Annotated in this window: 24 protein-coding genes and 2 tRNA genes; 2 read left to right on the top strand and 24 right to left on the bottom strand. The window is 34.9% G+C overall.

Annotated features, from left to right (window positions below; all coding sequences use genetic code 11):
• From QXQ25_00830 to QXQ25_00775, 12 genes are all read right to left on the bottom strand, one after another.
• The coding region (locus QXQ25_00830) for a transposase (protein ID MEM0160251.1) at positions 1-205 on the bottom strand (205 nt) is incomplete at its 3' end.
• Positions 206-341: 136 nt separating this feature from the next.
• Complete coding sequence (locus tag QXQ25_00825; protein ID MEM0160250.1) at positions 342-947, bottom strand: L-threonylcarbamoyladenylate synthase; 606 nt, start codon at positions 945-947, stop codon at positions 342-344.
• 53 nt (positions 948-1,000) lie between these two features.
• A tRNA-Asn gene (locus tag QXQ25_00820) sits at positions 1,001-1,073 on the bottom strand.
• Positions 1,074-1,354: 281 nt separating this feature from the next.
• Entirely contained in the window at positions 1,355-2,317 is a 963-nt protein-coding gene (locus QXQ25_00815; GenBank protein ID MEM0160249.1) for a replication factor C small subunit, read from the bottom strand.
• Between the two features lie 284 nt (positions 2,318-2,601).
• Positions 2,602-2,736 (bottom strand): DUF1922 domain-containing protein, encoded by a 135-nt coding sequence (locus tag QXQ25_00810; GenBank protein ID MEM0160248.1) that lies wholly within the window; start codon positions 2,734-2,736, stop codon positions 2,602-2,604.
• Between the two features lies 1 nt (position 2,737).
• Positions 2,738-2,998 carry a 50S ribosomal protein L37ae gene (locus QXQ25_00805; protein ID MEM0160247.1) on the bottom strand — a complete coding sequence of 87 codons (261 nt, stop codon included), beginning with the start codon at positions 2,996-2,998 and terminating at the stop codon, positions 2,738-2,740.
• Positions 2,999-3,000: 2 nt separating this feature from the next.
• Positions 3,001-3,798: an exosome complex protein Rrp42 gene (gene rrp42 / locus QXQ25_00800; GenBank protein MEM0160246.1), complete on the bottom strand. Its 798-nt coding sequence runs from the start codon at positions 3,796-3,798 to the stop codon at positions 3,001-3,003.
• A 3-nt stretch (positions 3,799-3,801) separates the two neighbouring features.
• The gene (gene rrp41, locus QXQ25_00795) at positions 3,802-4,533 is read right to left on the bottom strand and encodes an exosome complex exonuclease Rrp41 (GenBank protein ID MEM0160245.1); all 732 of its coding nucleotides are present in this window, start codon (positions 4,531-4,533) and stop codon (positions 3,802-3,804) included.
• A 15-nt stretch (positions 4,534-4,548) separates the two neighbouring features.
• Positions 4,549-5,217: an exosome complex RNA-binding protein Rrp4 gene (rrp4, locus tag QXQ25_00790; protein MEM0160244.1), complete on the bottom strand. Its 669-nt coding sequence runs from the start codon at positions 5,215-5,217 to the stop codon at positions 4,549-4,551.
• Positions 5,218-5,229: 12 nt separating this feature from the next.
• Positions 5,230-5,928 carry a ribosome assembly factor SBDS gene (locus tag QXQ25_00785; GenBank protein ID MEM0160243.1) on the bottom strand — a complete coding sequence of 233 codons (699 nt, stop codon included), beginning with the start codon at positions 5,926-5,928 and terminating at the stop codon, positions 5,230-5,232.
• Positions 5,929-5,936: 8 nt separating this feature from the next.
• On the bottom strand, positions 5,937-6,644 hold the full coding sequence (psmA, locus tag QXQ25_00780; protein MEM0160242.1) for an archaeal proteasome endopeptidase complex subunit alpha: 708 nt from the start codon (positions 6,642-6,644) through the stop codon (positions 5,937-5,939).
• Positions 6,645-6,740: 96 nt separating this feature from the next.
• Positions 6,741-7,283: a CBS domain-containing protein gene (locus QXQ25_00775; protein MEM0160241.1), complete on the bottom strand. Its 543-nt coding sequence runs from the start codon at positions 7,281-7,283 to the stop codon at positions 6,741-6,743.
• 273 nt (positions 7,284-7,556) lie between these two features.
• Between QXQ25_00775 and QXQ25_00770 the strand changes: the two genes are divergently transcribed.
• Entirely contained in the window at positions 7,557-8,726 is a 1,170-nt protein-coding gene (locus QXQ25_00770) for an extracellular solute-binding protein (GenBank protein MEM0160240.1), read from the top strand.
• Here QXQ25_00770 and QXQ25_00765 read toward each other — a convergent pair.
• Genes QXQ25_00765 through rpiA form a run of 3 tightly spaced genes read right to left on the bottom strand, consistent with a single transcriptional unit; the run spans position 8,721 to position 11,259 of the window.
• Positions 8,721-9,680, bottom strand: a complete 960-nt coding sequence (locus tag QXQ25_00765) for an ATP-binding cassette domain-containing protein (protein ID MEM0160239.1) — start codon at positions 9,678-9,680, stop codon at positions 8,721-8,723. The two genes, QXQ25_00770 and QXQ25_00765, sit on opposite strands and share 6 nt — an antisense overlap.
• A complete protein-coding gene (locus tag QXQ25_00760; GenBank protein MEM0160238.1) occupies positions 9,677-10,525 on the bottom strand; it encodes an ABC transporter permease in 849 nt (282 codons plus the stop codon). Before QXQ25_00760 ends, QXQ25_00765 begins: the two co-directional genes overlap by 4 nt.
• Before the next feature lie 47 nt (positions 10,526-10,572).
• The gene (gene rpiA, locus QXQ25_00755) at positions 10,573-11,259 is read right to left on the bottom strand and encodes a ribose-5-phosphate isomerase RpiA (protein MEM0160237.1); all 687 of its coding nucleotides are present in this window, start codon (positions 11,257-11,259) and stop codon (positions 10,573-10,575) included.
• Positions 11,260-11,374: 115 nt separating this feature from the next.
• Between rpiA and QXQ25_00750 the strand changes: the two genes are divergently transcribed.
• Complete coding sequence (locus QXQ25_00750) at positions 11,375-11,554, top strand: hypothetical protein (GenBank protein MEM0160236.1); 180 nt, start codon at positions 11,375-11,377, stop codon at positions 11,552-11,554.
• Here the strand turns inward: QXQ25_00750 and proS are convergent.
• The 9 genes from proS to QXQ25_00705 form a co-directional block, all read right to left on the bottom strand.
• Positions 11,551-12,957 (bottom strand): proline--tRNA ligase, encoded by a 1,407-nt coding sequence (gene proS, locus QXQ25_00745; GenBank protein MEM0160235.1) that lies wholly within the window; start codon positions 12,955-12,957, stop codon positions 11,551-11,553. The genes QXQ25_00750 and proS overlap by 4 nt on opposite strands.
• A gap of 248 nt (positions 12,958-13,205) precedes the next feature.
• A complete protein-coding gene (locus QXQ25_00740) occupies positions 13,206-15,254 on the bottom strand; it encodes a DEAD/DEAH box helicase (GenBank protein ID MEM0160234.1) in 2,049 nt (682 codons plus the stop codon).
• Positions 15,255-15,279: 25 nt separating this feature from the next.
• Positions 15,280-15,684: a hypothetical protein gene (locus QXQ25_00735; GenBank protein ID MEM0160233.1), complete on the bottom strand. Its 405-nt coding sequence runs from the start codon at positions 15,682-15,684 to the stop codon at positions 15,280-15,282.
• A gap of 734 nt (positions 15,685-16,418) precedes the next feature.
• Complete coding sequence (locus QXQ25_00730) at positions 16,419-16,658, bottom strand: hypothetical protein (protein MEM0160232.1); 240 nt, start codon at positions 16,656-16,658, stop codon at positions 16,419-16,421.
• A gap of 5 nt (positions 16,659-16,663) precedes the next feature.
• On the bottom strand, positions 16,664-16,921 hold the full coding sequence (locus QXQ25_00725) for a hypothetical protein (GenBank protein ID MEM0160231.1): 258 nt from the start codon (positions 16,919-16,921) through the stop codon (positions 16,664-16,666).
• 38 nt (positions 16,922-16,959) lie between these two features.
• A complete protein-coding gene (locus tag QXQ25_00720; protein MEM0160230.1) occupies positions 16,960-17,208 on the bottom strand; it encodes a hypothetical protein in 249 nt (82 codons plus the stop codon).
• Between the two features lie 9 nt (positions 17,209-17,217).
• Positions 17,218-17,745 carry a hypothetical protein gene (locus QXQ25_00715; protein ID MEM0160229.1) on the bottom strand — a complete coding sequence of 176 codons (528 nt, stop codon included), beginning with the start codon at positions 17,743-17,745 and terminating at the stop codon, positions 17,218-17,220.
• Between the two features lie 43 nt (positions 17,746-17,788).
• On the bottom strand, positions 17,789-18,430 hold the full coding sequence (locus QXQ25_00710; GenBank protein ID MEM0160228.1) for a hypothetical protein: 642 nt from the start codon (positions 18,428-18,430) through the stop codon (positions 17,789-17,791).
• A 904-nt stretch (positions 18,431-19,334) separates the two neighbouring features.
• A tRNA-Ala gene (locus QXQ25_00705) sits at positions 19,335-19,407 on the bottom strand.
• Between the last annotated feature and the right edge of the window lie 2 nt (positions 19,408-19,409).

The raw sequence follows: 19,409 nt of genomic DNA, 5'->3' as shown, positions 1-19,409 counted from the left end.
AAGTAGCTGCTGGTAACGATCTATAGTTCTTAGAACTATTCATAATTTTATCAAGATCATTGTATCTGATCCACCATTTATTATGAAAAAACTCCTGCCTTATTATATAATTAGCTTTATTGTAAAGATTTTTAGAGAGATGTGTAAGTTTTCGAAGTTCATCATTTTCACAAATCTGGATCTGCTCTGTTCTTTTAACTTTCATAATACATCTCAATTAAATGGTGTTTTCTTTTTGAACAACAATGCAATAATGATCCTATTTTTATAAGTCCTTTCATCCCTTAGTTTTCATTGTTAATATCTTATCATACAGTAGTATATATAATCGCTTTTTCTAACTATAATCTTTTATATTCGTTAACAATATTTATGATTTTCTTAAATTCAAAAACACCTTCTCTTACAAGCTCAATATTGTTCTCATTAACTTTAATTACTGTTGAAGGTATTCCAGACAAAATACCACCATCTAAAAACATATGCACCCTATCTTTCAATTCTTCAATAGCTGTTGATAAAGTATTTGGAGCTTTACCTCCATGTATATTAGCACTGGTAATAGTGATGGGGCCGGCTATCTCTACAAGTTTTGAAATAACATCAGAATTCGGGATCCTAATACCAACAGTATCACTTACTAAATATCTAGGTACTTTCTTATTCTTTAAAACTAATGTTATTGTTCCTTTTGGGGTATTATCTAAAATTTTTATTGCCAGGTCCGGCACTTCTGCCAGATTGTACATCATCTCTATAGAATTTACAGCGATAGGCACGGGTACATTATCCGATCTGTTTTTTACATTGTATATTTTTGCTGCATTTTCTGAATATATAGAAATTGAAAGTGCATATAATGTATCTGTAGGAACTACCGCAAAGTCATTTTTAATAAACTCTCCTAGTATATGTATATCATCTTCATTTATTTTCAAAATCTGCATAATTGATCCCGGCCCGCTAAATTTGATTAAATGATATATTTTGATATTATAGGCGCCGCCGATCGGATTTGAACCGATGACCACTCGGTTAACAGCCGAGCGCTCCACCTACTAAGCTACGGCGGCACATTTTTTTATAATAAAAACCATTATGTTAAGGCACTATTTATATTTTTCAAAGAGATGATCTTGTCAATTATTCGTTGAAAAATTTTGTAGTGATATCAATATACTTTGAAAGCATGGTAAAGTGACCTCCTCCCCTCGCTGACGCAAGGGAATTCTCGCTCGCAAGGTTAAAAAAGATGCAACTTTATCTTTTTTAGATCTAGCTTCTAAGTGCGCTCAGTATATCTTATCTTTCAAATTAATTGTGAGTGCTTGGGCCATAAAGTATGAAATTGCATTTAAAGCTTTGTCTCGGACCCTATCAAGTAAAGATATGCCAGTAACGCATCCAGCTGTATCTTTTCTGTAGCACCTTCATTTATTCTAAAGTCGATTTCTCCAAGTTTTTCTATTATTTTAATTATTATTCTATCATCAATAGTCAGATCTAGGACAGTTCTGTGTATCCCCCTGATGAGGTCAGGTGCTGTAACTCCACCATTTATAAGCATTTTATCAAGCATGTTCCTAGCTTTACTAAAATCCCCCTTTAATGCAGAAGTTATCAAAATTTCAATATCTTTTTTACTAGCACTTCCAGTAACATTATATATTGTAGTTTCATCTATATTTTTAGAAAATACCGCTGCAGTTTGCAAAATTATAATTGCCCTCCTTAAATCTCCTTCTGAAAGATGTTCGATTACTTCCAGTGCTGGCTCTGTAATTTCTAGTTTTTCAAGCTTAGCGATGTGTTTTATCCTGTTTTTTATCATTTCTTTGTCAATGGCCTTAAATCTGAAAATTCCGCATCTGGACTGAATAGGTTCTATTATCTTTGATGGATAATTCGCAGATAGAATGAATCTACATGTTTGAGAGTACCGTTCCATAGTTCTTCTTAATGCTGACTGCGCGTCAGAGGTTAAGTTATCTGCCTCATCGAGAAATATGATCTTGAATTCTGCATTTGTCAGCGAAGATGATCTTGCATATTCCTTTATGTCATCTCTAACAACATCTATTCCTCTCGCATCACTTGCATTTAATTCTAAAAAATTCATGCGATACTGATCTCCATAAAGCTCTCTAGCTAGAGCTATGGCACAAGTAGTTTTTCCAGTCCCGGCGGGTCCTGAAAATATCATGTGCGGTAAGTTCTTTTCTGCAACATAAGCCTTCAGACGTGCCACTATCTCATCTTGTCCTACCACTTCACTGAGATTTTTTGGCCTGTATTTCTCTACCCACAAGTCTTCCATAATACATTCACTCTATATATTTATTAATGTTAATGTCACTCTGTCTAAGCCAAAGTGTGGAGGTTCTCTCTGTATAGTCTTATACATATTCAAATGTTCAGTGATCTTTTGCCGGCTTAAACACCCCACTTTAAATAGGTACTTTATTGCTGGATATCTACGCTATTTTCTTATTATAGCAAAACTATATTTAAACATTTTTATTGACTAAATTACGTGTAGCTCCGCTCTAAAGATCTTAAAATTACATCTAAATCTATAAAAAAATAAAAAAATAAGTGCTTTTATCGCGCTTTTACTTCTTTCTCTATGTTTGGGCGCTCTTTAAAAAATATGGTAGAACCACATTCACAACTCAAATCATATGCTGTCATTTTGCCAGTATATGGTCTGCCACATACTGCACATCTATATACCATCTTAGCTCTCCCCTGCTGTTTCAGCAGTTTTTATCTCTTTCTTTACTTCAGGAGTATATGCACCACCAGCAAATGTATAACCGCACTTGCGACATTGCCAAATACCAGTAGATTTCCTATAAACGGTTTTATGATTGCATCTGGGGCAGGTATATGCTTCTATCTTTAATTCCATAGTCTCTTTCCATTTTTTCTTGGCCGCTACACCATATCTTGGCCCGAACCTGCCAGCTATGCCAACTTTCTTCGTTCTATTAGACACTTTTACTCACCTTTTTTAATTATATATTTTTCTCGAATCTCGTTCCCTATTTTAATTGAAGTATTAATAATTTTCTTTATTTCCTCAATACTGAATGAACCTGTTGATCCTTTTTGCATAGCATTCACGTTGCCAAGCTCATTTGATGCAACAGTTAATCTGGCGCTAGATATATTTTCCTCGTCTAGGTTAGGATCTATCAATATTGAATTATCAATTTTTACAGCCGTAATCTCCACTGGATAATGATTCACTGGCAACTTAAAGTCCTCTCCATAACCATACTTTGATGCAGGCACTACTGCCTCAGTAAGTGCGATCATTGATGCCAAAGACGATGCATCAAACAGATTCCCATCATAATCGAGAACATGAAGATCTATAAATATAATCCATACCAGCTCGTTTTCCTTTATTACCAGCTTCTCTAAGTCTATGGTTTTACTTTCTCTCAATCCTCTATCTACCACTCTCGCAAGCTCTATGGCATCTTCTCCGGGTGGCCCTGATTCAAATGTAGGAGATGCAAGAGGTACTAATTCTGCATTCGTGGTTATCACGCCTACATTAGGGGTATCAGGAAATGGCTCTCCAGGTTCAATCTTTATTCCTGCAAGTACCTGAGTATTGCCTATCTTGACGAGCGCAGAGCCATTGGCCCTCGTCACAAAATTTCTAATTACCTCTATATTTCTATACTCTTCCAATCCTCGATTATCAATTCTCAGGCCTCCAGCTGCAAGCTTTTGTATGTAATTTTTCTTGATTTCAGAAACTACACCTTCAGTAAATCTTGACATGGATTATTCACCCTCTTCTAATACTTTTAAGTATTTGTTTTTAAGTGCCTCTTTCTGCAGTTCATAAACTTTCATAGAGGCATTGTATGCTAGATCCATCCCTTTGTCTAATTCTTCCAATGACATATTACCATCCATTTGTAAAAGTACTATCTCTTTGGTTCTCGGAATTATAGCAATTGGTAAATCTGCTTCCCCAAAATTGTCTTCGTCTTTGTTTAGGTCTAAAACTACTTGCCCACCAATTTTACCTGCTGCACATCCAGCTATGAGGTCTCGCATTGGTATCCCGGCATCAACTAACGCCACAGATGCCGCTGTTAAGCCTGCAATTCTGGTACCTGCATCAGATTGTAGAACCTCTATAAACACATCTATAGATGTTCTCGGAAACTGCTCGGCTAAAACTACACTTTCTAATGCGTTGGAGATTACCATTGATAGTTCTACACTCCTTCTATCTGGCCCGGGCCTTTTTCTCTCATCCACAGAAAATGCGGCCATATTATATCTAGCTCTTACTATTGCCTTACTTGCATCCTGCAAATGCTTTGGAAATACTTCCCTTGGCCCATAAACCGCTGCCAAAATCTTGTTTTCGCCCCATTCTATATATGCCGATCCATCTGCTCTCTCTAATAAACCTACTTCTATCTTTATTGGTCTCAATTCATCAAACTTTCTACCATCTGTTCTTATCCCGTTTTCATCTATTAACTTAATATCTGTTTTCATACCACTCATTTCTGTTCACTTCCTATTTAACTCTTCCAAATAAGCCTTAATTCTGTCTGTCAATCCTATTGTATGCGCTTCTCGCTCAATAATTCGTATAGTCTTGATCACTTCTAAAGTCTGCTTTGGCTCCCCGTCAATCCATATTTCTCCGTTTTGACCCACATAGATCTTTGTGTGTGTCTCTTCTTTTAAAAGCTTAATCATAGAGCCTTCTTTGCCAATGATCCTGGATACTTTTGTTGGGGATACTGTTATTAAAAATCCACCTTCTAACTTTCTCAACCCAGGCTCTTTCATAGAAACCCAGATCTGATTTGATTCTGTAATATTAGATACTTTTACCAGTACAACATCTCCAATATTTAAGAACCTAGATGTGTCTCCAAACTCTATTCTCCATGGCACATCATTTACGTGTAACGGCGCTGTATATGGTGCATTGATATCTACCACCCAGTTTGTAGGTGTAAGATCCACTATTTTTCCTATAACTTTATCACCCTTCTCTGGAAAATATTTCCCAGCAAGAGGCATAATGTTAAGATATCCAGACTTCTCAGATTTTGTGCCTAAATATACTGAGTATGCTTTCTCATTTTCTATGTATATACCTATACCAGGTTTATTCTGACCTAAATCAATTTCTTCTCCCGGTAAAACAAACTCTCTAACACTTTTCATAATTATTATCACCTAACTTTTTAAAATTTTAGTCTGTGCATTTCCATGTGTCTTTTTGTTTAATATATCAAAAAATTCAATTTGAACGCCAGCAGGTATCTCTATTACTCCTACCCAAGAACCATCGTTTTGCCATTCTTCCTTCAACACAGTACCCATCTTTGTGATATCCTGATAACTTTTCAAGTAATCTTCTCCAGAAATCTTTACCGCAATTTTTATTTTTTCAAATTTTATTGGTAGTATTAGTCTTATAGCTTTTACAACTGTGTTAACCTGCTCTTCCACACTTTTAAATGGGTCTATATGCACTTTTGCCTCTTCAATTGCAGTCTCAATTCGCTGAGGAGGATGTGGAGTATTAGTTTGTGGATTAATCGCATTTTTTGAAATCTCCATTATAATCTGCCTTTTTTTATCTTCAAGCATCTTTCTTCTCTGCTCAGTAGTTAACTGTACCTGACCCTTCAAAATAATATGTTTGACTATCTCCTGTATGTTATCTGTTTCAAATACTTCTTTCAAAACCTCTTCGCTAGCTCTGTCCCCTTTATTGGCATCTTTAAAAATGGTATCACTTACCATATACTCTATAACATCAACATCTTTGCCAGCCTTTATAATATCAACTAGTGCAGGATCTATAAGTATTTCAAATCGATGCCCATGGCTCTCAAATCTTGCGATTATTGAATCTTCTAATTTTACCATAGTATCTTTTAAATTTTATTTAGATAATTCTCTGTTTCTGATTCTTCTAATATTCTGAAACCTTTGTCTTTAGTAACAATACCTATCTGTGCAATAATTGGTGTGTTTGGGTCTTCTGCAGCTTTTTTTAAGCCTTTCAGTGCTAATATAATTGCTTCATCCATGCTCATGTTATCTTTGTACTCTTTTTCAAAAATAGGCATTATTATATCTCTACCAGCTCCTATACAGTCTGCTTTATATCCTAAAAATGCTCCAGAAGGTTCAGTCTCAAATAGATGGGGCTCATCATCTACACCTGCTATTAATAAAGATGCTCCAAACGGCCTAGCTCCACCATACTGCGTATATTGCTGTACATAATCGCTTACTTTTTTTGTTAAAACCTCTACTCCTACCTTCTCGTTGTAAGTTACTTTTTCAACCTGCGCATTTACCCGTGCGTAATCTACAAGCATTCTTGCATCTGCCACTAAGCCGGAAGATGCTGCACCTATATGTTCATCTATCATATAGATCTTCTCAATGCTTTTTGGTTCTATCAAGTTGCTCCTCACCTTTTTATCGATTATTAAAGCAACTCCATCCTTGAATTTCATACCTATAGTTGTAGATCCTCTTCTTACTGCTTCTCTAGCATATTCAACCTGAAACAATCTCCCATCTGGTGAGAAGACTGTTATAGCTCTATCGTATGCCATCTGTGCTTGTTGCATTTTTTCACCTCTATTCTTAAATCCTTATAATCTTTTATATTATAAACTTTTAGTTTTTTAGTTAATGTTCATTCGTTTCTGTTTTTAATAGCTACGCTATCTTGACTCTTTACACTCCTGGCATATGAACATTCCATTGTAAAATTCTAGTGATGTAGAGAACCGCCCACATAATTCGCATCTTCCTGTTATATGTTCATGTATCTCATTCATATAACGCTCATTTGAAATATTATTCCATTCATTTGCAAGTAGAATCAGATCGGGGGATATTTTTACTATGTCATTTTCTGATAACAATCCAATAATTTTACCACCTTTTATTACAGGTAGTTTCCGTATCTTCTTTTTTACCATCAATTTAGCACAATCCTCTAATTTATCGTCTTCGGATATTGCTACTATCGGAGAACTCATTATGGATTTTAAAAGCGTCTTAGCTGGATCTCTATTTTCAGAAACCACTTTCACAACAATATCATGCTCAGTGACTATTCCTAAAGGCTCGCTGTTTTCAGCTACTATTATGGTACTTACATTGTTATGAATCATTTCTTTTACTGCTTTCAAAACAGTAAGGTCTAGATCTAATAGCAATGGATTTTTAGACATTATTTCTTTTATCTCAATTTTTTTCATGCAATATAATGAATTTATTATACCTTTAATAATCTTTTGGCTTTTCATTTTAAAAATCTTTTATATACTCTAAATTTTAAGATGTTAGCAAATGTTCGTTGATTATCTTCGACATATCATTTAATAAATAACTTGGGCCTATGATAAAAACTGCTTTTAGAGTATGTTTCAAACAGTAATTGATAAATTATAGTTAGGTCTCAACAAAAGTGACCACATCTATTTTGAACAAGATTTATATATTTATGTAACATTATACATATCGGGATTATTATGAATGTACAAACAATAGTTACAGTAACAGTAGTTATTGCACTAATCTTAGGCTTTATGGCAGGATTTGAGTACAGCACTATTTCTTCATCTCCGCAAGCAAAACAGGGAGTAACAGTAATTGCTGCTGGCTCTCTAGGATATGCTTTTAGAGATGTTGCACAAAACTGGTCGGCGCTCTATCCGAACAACCCAATACTCTCAACGGGGGGTATATTTATGGGCAGCGTTAAAGCTGCAGATCAGATTGCAAACCTGGGGCAGAAATATGATGTATTTGCATCTGCGGCTTCAGATGTGATACCAATGGTACTGTCACCCACATACGCCTCTTGGATGATTGTTTTTGCAACAAACGAAATTTCTATATTATATGAACAAAATTCTACTGCAAAAATATCCATTAACAATGTAACTTATAACACAAATCAGATTAATTCTACTAACTGGTGGATGTTTATAACCGCACCTGGTGTTACTATTGGAGTAAGTAATGGAAGCACTGATCCTGCTGGTTTTCAAGCTATCCAAGCAATGAAACTTGCTGGCATATATCTGGTGCAAGAAAACAATAAAGCATATAATGATTGGTTCCACAATGTTCTAGGATATCCAATAAACGATACAAATGCTATTTTTGAACAAATATGGATACATAAAACACAATCGAATGAGCTGAGACCGGTTGGTATCGAAGCTAGCTTAGATTCAATGATCGCCACGGGTGCTCCTTATTATGGAATTTCATACAGGAGCCTTGCTAAATCATATGGATTGGGGTTTGTAGAGCTTCCTTGGCAGATAAACTTAGGATCTATAAACAGCACTGCTGTAAACTATTATGCACAGGTAAACAGCAGTGGCGCTCCACTTTTATTAAGTGGCAGCACCACTGAAGCTAGCAGTCCTGCCGGTCCAATATTTTATGCTGTTACTATTCCAAAAAATGCACCTGATCCAAGCCTGGCATTAGACTATGTCGTGTTGCTTCTTAGCCAGATAGGCCAGCAAATATTTAAAAATACATATTTTGATCCAATACCAGTCCCATATGCTGTACCATTCGCTGGTGGCAGCATTCCGGCTCAGCTGCTACCATTTACAGAAACACTGCCTCCTTATTTACAAACTGGATCTGGCAATACTGCCATAATGGGTGACTCTTCATGATATTTTTGTAAATTTTTTTATTTTTATTTTTATAATATCTTTTGAAATATTTATTTTATCAATTGTTTTTATTTCTACTTTTTCACCAAATAAATAACCTAGAATCATGAAACTGTTCCCTATTTTTATAATTTGTTCTACTTCAACTTCATCCCCTTCTTCACTTAATATCACGTCCTCGGACCTGAAAGCTATGCTATCATTTTCTCCAATGCCTAACCTTTTGTTTAGTTCCTGATTTTTAACTATGTTATTCAATCCCATAAATTTAGCTATAAATTCATTATTAGGTTTTGAAATTATACTGTTATAATCTCCAACCTGCACTAATTTACCGCTGTTAAATACTCCTATCCTGTCAGCTAAATCTATTGCCTGTGTAGGTTCATGTGTAACATGGATAGTAGTAAGACCGTATTCTTTATGTATCCTCTTTAGTTCATAAGTAAATTTCTCTTTTATATTTAAGTCCAGGCCGCTTAAAGGCTCGTCCAACAATAGTAATTTGGGTTCTATTGCCAGCGCTCGTGCAATCGCAACTTTTTGCTTTTCACCACCACTAAGCACTTCCGGCCTTTTATTTAGTAACTTTTCAAGATCCAACGTTTTGGTAAGTGGTGCAATTTTTTTTTCTGCTTCTGCTTTAAATATGCCTCTGACTCTCAATCCAAAAGTAATGTTGTCTTTCACACTCATATTATTAAATAGTGAATATTCCTGCGGTACATATCCTATATGCCTTAGTTCAGGTGCTTTAAAAGTAATCTCTTCCTCATCTAAAAATATGTGCCCTTTATCAGGTCGGTATGCTCCTGCTATTATATCTAAAAATAAGCTTTTACCTGCACCTGTTGGGCCTAACAATATGAAATATTCATTATCCTGTATCTTTAGATTGACCTCATTGATTGTCAACGTTGGTACGCTCAGAGATATCTCTTCAATTCTGATCATCTCTCAACTCCCGGCACATAAAATATTTTATGTTGTCCCTGTACAATTTTCAATACTATAAAAATTACAATCGAGATTATTATTAATACTGAAGATAGCCCAACCGCGCCTGTCAACCCTGTAACTTCAAACTGGTTGTATACTTGCACTCCCGCAATTTGTTGATACGCTGGTAGTATATAAGGTGCCACAATAAGTATGGCCCCTACTTCGCTCATTGCCCTACCCCAACTCAGTATAGTGCCTGTAAGAATGCTTCTGGCTGTCTGGGGAATCATTACCTTAGAAATAACTTGCCATTGTGACGCGCCAAGTGTTCTGGCAACTAGCTCTATTCTTGGGTCTATACTTTTTATTGCCTCTTCCATAGTTTTAATAGCGTAAGTTCCACTAACAAATATGTATGCCATCACTACAGCTAACATATTATAGCCAAACGATATATTAAAAATGTTCAGAAAATTACCTCCTGGTTCAGCAGTTGCAAACACTAATAAAAGTGCGATACCTACTACGCTATGTGGTATCATTATAGGAACTTCTATAATTGAGTCCATTATCTTTTTTCCTACAAATTTATACCTTGCTAAGAGATATGCTAGCGGAAATCCAAATAATACCACTATTAGTGATGAGATGGTAGCACCTACAACTGTGATCTTAATAGAATCTATGTTTGTTGCAGACATAAACTGGCTAAAAAGGTACTGTGGAGATACGTAAGTTATCAGCCTTATTATAGGTACCACAAAAAATAAGATCACTATTATGGATATAATCCATACAAAAACAGGGAAAGATTTAGTATCTGATATGGTTTTTGGTATGTTTTTTCCGATATGCATAAACATACATTATGATTCTCCCTATTAAAATTTTATTATGAGAATTTTTATGTTGTTTTTAAGCCTGAAATCTCTTCCACTTTATCCTCTTTCCCGATCAATAAGGTGTCTATAAAACCTATGAATAAGCCAACTTCTACTACGCCAGGAATATATTTTAGCTTTTTATATAATACTTCTGTGTTTTCAAAGTTAAGATTTTTACAATCTATAATATAATTTTTGTTGTCTGTCACATATATCTTGCCTGTAACTTTTCTAATCTCACAAATAGCTCCAATTTTTTCAATATTCTTAATGACTGATAGATATGAAAAAGGTATAACCTCTATAGGTAAAGGATAGGCTCCGAGCCTGTTTTTTAATTTAGATTCATCTATTGCTATGACCCTATACTTAGAATTGTATGCCAGCACCTTTTCTCTTAATAGTGCGCCCCCCCCACCTTTAATCATATTTAATTTATTGTCAACCTCATCAGCGCTATCTATGTAAATATCTGATATCTGATCTTTAAACTTCAAAACCTTGATATTTGCCTGCTTTAATAGTTCTTCAGATTTATAAGAACTTGCAACTGTATTAATGTTCAGGCCTTCATTTACTTTTTTTGCCAGCTCTTCTATGACAAACCTTACTGTAGACCCAGTTCCTATCCCAACTAAATCCCCATTTTTTATATATTCTACCGCTCTTCTTGCTGCCAATTGCTTTTCTATGTCCTGTAAATTCATAATCAAAAGATATGTTTAATCAATTGATATAACTTTCTATCTTGATCTCTTTTAACTTTTATGATTTGTAAAAAATTGAATAAGTTTTTTATATTCAATTACCTTCCGAGATTTAATGAACGATAAGAAAATAATAGAGTATTTCGGATTTTTCCTTCTTGCTTTAGGGCTAATTTTTTATTTTGCCTGGGCTACGTTATACAATGCGTTTTTTGATGTTGGAGTATACACCATGACCGTGGTAATTGTACTATTTGGTATACTCACCATTTTTTTAGGTAGATCAAAGGATTAATACGTTTTGCCAACATATGCTTTTATATTAGTTTCTGCACCACATATAATACATTTTCCTTTTTTGTTCTCTTCCTCAATAGGCACGCCCAGCACTGATTTATCACTAAACTCTGCAATTTTATTGCCGCACTCTTCTCTGCCGCACCATGACACTTTAAACATTTTTTCTTGCTCTTTCAGCAACTGAAGGTCATCAGTCTCTAATACTAACGATTCAACTTGCTTTTTTGCTTTAACATATAAATTGCTCTGAATATCATTAAGCAGCTCTTTTATCCTAGCAGTTAAATCTTCTTTTTTCACTCTTATTTTTTCGTATGTATCCCTTCTCACGCATATAGCTTCATTATTTTTGATGTCACGCGGGCCGATCTCAATTCTTAATGGTACACCCTTAAGTTCCCAGTCATAAAACTTGAATCCAGGAGTGTAATCTTCTCTCAAATCTATATTTACTCTATATCGTTTCTTAAGCCTATTGTACAATTTTTTGGATTCTTTTATTACGTTCTCTTTATCTTCACTGATGATTGGAATGATGATGATCTGTGTTGGCGCAATCTCTGGAGGAAGGATAAGTCCATGATCATCACCGTGTATGCCAACAAGTGCACCTAATATCCTTTCACTTATTCCAAATGTAGTTTGATTGACATATTCTTGAACACCATTTTCATTGTTGTATTTGATGTCATAAGCTTTTGCAAAATTGTCTGAATACTGGTGTATTGTCCCTATCTGGAGAGCTCTGCCATTAGGCATTATCGTGTCTGCACCTAGAGAATAAAATGCGCCGGGAAACTTGTCCCAGTCAGGTCTCTTATTAATGATATACGGTATTGCGAGCTTATCACATATCTTTTTCCAGATTTCCAGATCTTCTTTTATCTGTTTTTCAGAGTCTTTAAAATTTTTGTGTGCGGTATGCGCCTCAAAAAAGTGTATTTCACGAACTCGCATAAATGTTCTCGTTTGTTTGGTTTCGTACCTGAAAACATTTACGATCTGGTAGTATTTAAGAGGCAAATCAGCATGTGTACGGATCCAGAGAGAAAACATATGGTACATTGCTGTTTCGCTGGTGGGTCTTAATATCAATGGTATGTCCAACCGGTCATCGCCAGCTCGCTCTACCCAGAACACTTGCTTTGTAAATCCTTTTATATGTTCCTCTTCCCTGTCAAATTGATCTTTAGGTATTAACAATGGGAAATTCAATTCCTGATGCCCATAATTGTTAAAAACTAGACGGTAATATGAATCTATATTCTGCATTATAGCCAAACCGTATGGCATCCATATGTCCATTCCTTTCACTGGATATCTCTTATCAGCAAGTTTACTAAGTTCTATAACTTCGTTGTACCAATCATTAAATTGAGATTTTTTAAACTCCATAATCAGGTATAAATTGTTTTTATATTTAAGTTTTTAAATGAATATAGAAAAATTGTGTCTTCTCTTTAAAAATGCTAAAAAAACTTTATTACATTTCCTCTGCAATTTTATGATCGATAAAAAAACATTTTTTAATACCAAAATATAAAAAGGGGAGGAGGGGCGTCAGCGTGATTAATGATTGACTAATTGCATGAGAGTGCAAATCGCTATATAAATATTTCTATTAGTTTATTCTTCATATATATAATTTACTCAACCTGCTTCTTAATGCTATTGGCTAGTGATAATCCAATGCCAGGTATTCTCGCCAGATCTTCAACACTGGCATTTTTGATTGCCTGCAAGTCTATGAACCCTGCATCGTACAGCCTTCTTGCTCTAACTCTCCCAACTCCCTTTATTTCAGTTAATGGGATTAATTCCCGTGATGTCCCGTATTTTACTCGCTCCCACAGTTCTTTTACATTTTCTAAATGTTTATATCTTTCAACCCTGCCAAGCTCTAGATAAGAGTATAGTAACCATTCTGCAATTTCAACTTTTGAATGTATGTCACCGGGTCCTATCACATATCTGTATATTATCTGATCAATGCTTAGTTCATTGATCCAGTCTGATAACATTAACGCAGTCTTTAAAGAGTTATAATCTATTTCTCTATCCTTAAAAAACTCGCATTTTTCTTCTATCTTCTTGTTTTTTATAAAATCCAAACCTTCTATTTCTGTCTTTTTGCAGAATAATGGGATCATTTCCAAGCTATCTGATATAGTGTATAATACACTTAACTGATCATAGTTATAATCGAAAGAATCTCTATACAAAAGTGCTGTATCTGGACTTATGTAAAGATCAGAAACTTTCTTGCCAAATACTGTGGCCTTTATGATCCTTTTGTTTTCAATGAACCCATGCTCTTCCAAAAAACTCAATAATTCAGAAATATGTGACTCTAGTACCTTGACATCCTCACTGAGCCCATAAAAACTCTTTCTAAAAAAATCATAAATTTCAAGCTCTGTCTTTACCATCCCTGATGATATCAATCCTAATAGGTTATTTTTCAATGTGGTCATATCTCCTAAATATGACTCTATTTCCTCTATTTCCTCTAGTTCTTCAAAATCTAGGTCGCTTTTTTTGGAAACTATTATTGCCTCTCCATATTTATCATATTTTGGCCTTCCAGCTCTGCCTAACATCTGTTTTAATTCTATGTAAGGAATCCTTACTGATCTCCCGCCATCAAATCTAGTGATGTCTCTAACTATGACTGTTCTTGATGGTAAATTTACCCCCGCTGCAAGCGTAGGCGTTGCAGTTAGTATCTTTATCTTCCTTGCCTTAAACATGTCCTCAATCTCTTTTCTCTGCTTATTAGACAAACCAGCATGATGAAAACAAACACCATAGGATATATTCTCTTTTATTTTTTCATCATAAACATTTTCATCAGTCGGTTCATAAACTACCTTGCTTTTGATATATTTGCTTGCTTTATTCCTTAGCATCTCTGCAAGATTCTCTGCAGCATTTCTAGTATTAACAAATATCAGTACCTGTCCTTCGTTTTCTAGAGCACGACTAACCAAATTCCCAATAACTAACTTGTCTGGTACTACCTCTATCATCTCTCCTGTACCAAATCTCAACAATTCTTCTGCAGGCTCATAGATACCAACTTTCAAAGGTACTGGTCTGAATTCACTATATATATACTCCGCATTGAGCCACTTTGCAAGCTCTTTATAATTTTTTATGGTGGCAGATAATGCAATTAGTTGAGCATTTGTATTAAGTGATTTTATTTTCGTTAAAATCATTTCTAATGTTGGCCCCCTATCCGGATCTTTTAACAGATGTATTTCATCAATCACTATAACTCCAAGATCGTAAAGATAGTTAAAATCATGACGAATCAACGAATCAAATTTTTCAGACGTGGCTACCACTACATCTGCATCTTTAACACTGTTAGTAGATGAATCGTAGTTACCAATTGCTAGTTTTACATTTAATCCTATCGCCTCAAATTTTTTGAGATCCTCATATTTTTCAGATGCTAGTGCTCTCAATGGAACTACATAAATAGACTTCATACCTCTCAAAAATCCACGCAATATTGCTAAATAGGCTAAAAGACTCTTGCCACTTGCTGTCGGTATTGCAACCACTAAATTTTTGCCTTCAAAAATTTTAGGCACGGCATCTACTTGAGGAGGATAAAGCTCATTTAAACCCTCTTTTTTGAATATCTCCAGAATATTATCCGGTAAGTCTATTTCATCAATTTTCATATTATTTACTGCTATTTTGCGTTTTTCATGTTTTTAACGCCATTGTTGATTTATATGCATTTGAAATACTCTTCTTTACTAATTCATCAGCTACGTTAATTAATCGATTTAGTTTCGTCTCTGCAACCCTGCTCTCCCTAAATGATTCTATATATTGCACTGAATCATTACTAAAATACCAGTTATCCATTACTACTGTGCTAAATTTCAAATTGTTATCTAAACACTTTTTGATGTTATCTTTTTGATTCTCTATTTTTGATCTGTATTTCTCTGTGCTGTTATTTTTTTTGTAAGGTGTTAATATTATTGGATATATTCCATAGCCCTCCGAATAAACAGAATTAACTAGCTGCAAACCAAATACTTGCTTTCCTTTTGAATGATCAAAATACCAACCTGTCATATCTATCTTCTTTCCTTCTATCAAAAAGGTTTACTTGACAATGACCTAAACCTTTTTGAGAATATTAATTTTATGCTTTCCTGTCTTCTCAATGACCAGGTTATGATTTTTGTTAACCATGTTAACAGCCATCTTTGAAAGTTATAATCTCTTTGATGCTTAAATTTTGCGGGTATAACCCAATACTCTCTATCCCGCCTCTAAATGCTTCGGAAATTGCTTTTTTCATTATGTTGTGTGTCGCATTCAGATATGCAATTGATGAGTATCTGAAAGTGAGATTACACACTACTAAAAAGTATCTTTTCACTACAAAAATAGGAAAGATGAGGTATGACTATTTCAGAAGCCTCTGCGAACGTATATCCTTAAAAGCTGAGGTCAAGTTTCACCTGCATATGGCCAGGCATACCTATGCCACAGAATTATTGAAAAAAGGACTGTCTGTCTATTATGTTGCTCTATTATTAGGCATAGAAACCTGTCTAGTACGCAGATCTATCTGCATCCATCTCGAGATGACGCCATAAACGAGGTGAGAAAATCGAACTTTTTTCTGACAGTACAAAAACTAGTGGATCTGGATGGTGTGGACCGGTCGGTATTTGATTAAAGTTTTAAGGGGATACTAAAAATAAGGATCTATTACCTAAAATAAAGCAATAAAATATTTTGAATTACACTTAGACCTGATTCTTATCCATTAATGGAAATTCCAGGTTATTATTTGAGTTTATAGGTTTCCGTCTTTTAAGCTTTCACAGAGTTTTTCCATGTTGACCATTTCTATCGATTACCCTGATGTAGGAGAAATACAATACTAAAATTATTACATACAGCGGAATGAAAAGCAAAACATCGATACCAGAATTCAGCAAGTTTGTAAAATTACCTATTTTTCTAAAGTAAAGTGCAAAATACGATACTATAGAAATAAGAGAATATACGAGAAGGGCATAAATACCCGCTTTCAAAAGGATTTTTTCAGAGTTTATCATAATTCTCACTTCCTATAATATTTATCCTTTGTGTTCTGCCAGAGTTTGTCCATCTTTCTCTGATAAGCACCACTTTTTACATCTTTATATTGAAAAATGACCGTTATGATGAAGAGTATGAAAATCAAAGGAATTGTAATGAAAGCAAGTATATGTGAATGCAATATAAACACAGAAATTAGTCCAAAGGCAAGTACAACTACAAATGCAATGAAAAATCCTATCTTTACAGGACTAACATCTTCACCTAGTTTATCTTTCATTTTATCACCAAGCTATTCTAACATGCTTAACAAACATTTTATTTCTTCTCTTTGTGGAATATATCACTGCCTCTCCTTTGCAACTTTCCGCTTCTAGCCCCCAGTATTAAGCCTATTGTCAACAAGATTAAGGAGACTAGGAAAGCAAGACCTCCGTACAGAAAACAGTAAGCTAAGACTGTTCCATTGGTATGGGATATAGAACCAATTGCCAGCACGATCAAAGATACGATAAACATGAACGTACCAATTGTCATTGTCCGGTTTACTGGATGAAATCTAACCATTTTACCACTTCATTTATAAGCATTCTTAAATTTCTTAATGAAATCGAGCATCTGCTCCTCTTTTGAACCGTGCTTTCCGATGTACTTATAAAAGCCTTCATCATCCAATTCACCATTTAGGTATTTATTAGCGGCTTCGTTAAGTCTTCTTGAATATTTTGTTGTTCCATAGGGCTTTCTAATGAAGAGATTACTGTATTCTACAGTTTTTCCGTCGGGTGATTTTACTGCACCTGGAAGTTCAGAGAGGATATCATGGTCAGTTTTCCATGTTCTGGTTCCTTGTATTCTGTTTTGTCTCAGGACCCTTGTAAATCCTCCAGAGCCCAAAATCCCCATTGCAGTGTTTATTCCGTAATCCCGTGCCTTAAATACACCATACAGGAAAGTTGATAGACCTATTCCAAATGGTATAAAGAATCCAATATAAGATCCAAAGAAACTGTAAATTAAGATTCGTGGGTATCTGAGAGCGAACACGGTGTCAACAACCATAATTGCGATGCCTAAACCTATATAAACCAACCTATACCTCATAGAAAGACACCTTCTTATGTGTGAGTATAGCTATTCAAATGTATCACAGAGAGCACCCCGTTGCTTTCTCACATATATAATCAGCACCTAATTCGCAAGCCACATGGACACCGATATCTATTATTGTCTGAAGAACAACATCGCAGATAGATGCCACAACCCCAAAACAGACAACATAAACTATAGGGTCCTCAATGAATTCTAGGCAAACAATAGCTGATGCTTCTTCACAAGCCAAATCTTCTGAAACTCCATCAGCAAGAATGGTACAAAGCACAGTTCCAAGTGCGTGGCAAATAAGGCATTCAATAGCGTTTGGGTCTGATTTCACGTTTGAAAGAGCAACATTCTTGTTTGTGATAGTAACTTTGCCATCTGAGCTCAACCCACTTCCTTCAACATGAACAATTTTTTTGCCACTGATAGTGTCAACATACTTTGTCTTGAACTTGTTTGTTATTGTTTTCCCGTTGTGTTGTATTATGTATGTAATTGAAGCGTTTGATGAAGTTTCTCCCTCAATGATATATTTCCAGTTGAGGATTGCCGCAGGGCCTTCCTTAAATTGCACAACAGTAACTCCCTCAGTTGCTTTAGCTTTCCCGAGCTCATAGGTCTCTGTATGTGGTACACTTATCTTGGTTATTTTCCTTCCCTTTGAATCAAAACAATTACTGCAAGTCATACAATATAAATATGACTATTTTATATATAAATTTTTACATACACTTTCTTGTATCGGAAAATGTCAAAGAAATTGAAATAAAACCTGCGTTTTATTGCTTAAATCGTTTTCAATATAAATATTACCGACAAGCATAAAATCAAATAAAAATCGGATCAAACGGCTTATATTCAAGTTACACACTTTTCGACAAAGGGCCTTATAAAGGAATTTTGCTCTATCTTAGCTTAGTAAACCATACTTGCTTATTTCTGTGCTTAATAATAAACCATAGACCTCCAAAAGTAAATAAGCCTAATAAGAATGGATATCTTTTCGTGTCCATTTTAAATACGGTATATACTAATAAGCTAATCGTTAGTTCTAACCACAGAATTCTAAGGAAAATTGAATAAAGTGGTAAGTTGTTTGTTCCAATATTGTATTGATAAAAAAATCCCAGGGAAATGAAAGAAATGAGGATGATAACGAAACGTTCCACGAGGTTCATACAATCACCAAAAGTTAACATGCACACATTTTGGTGCATACGTATGATCCGCCCAAAGCTTCACTCTGACGGATTTTGATACAATTCTCTAAACAGGCTTTCCTTCAATCTACTTTCCTATGTAGTAATAGACCTTCTGCCTTGTTTGTCCATTCTCAAATATAGATTCTACCTTTTCAAGTTGTGTTCCTGAATGTTTCTTTATCTTCCAAATAAAGGACATGATGTATACTCAATACATAATATATTGATAAGACTATATCAAATTATAAGGAATGATAAGCCCACGTAGAATGGTATATAAAAAGTGGTCAAAATATATGCAATCGATAACTGTTATAATTTTTACACTCTAGATAATCATTTTAAGATATTCAAAGAATCTAGACTTAAATTATTCCAATAATTACTAAATGGACCGGTCGGGATTTGAACCCGAGGCCTTTTGCTTGCGAAGCAAACGATCTACCAGCTGATCTACCGGCCCTA

The organism is Thermoplasmata archaeon, from assembly GCA_038729465.1.
Classification (GTDB): domain Archaea; phylum Thermoplasmatota; class Thermoplasmata; order Thermoplasmatales; family ARK-15; genus JAVRLB01.
This window is presented reverse-complemented; position numbering and strand designations above follow the sequence as displayed.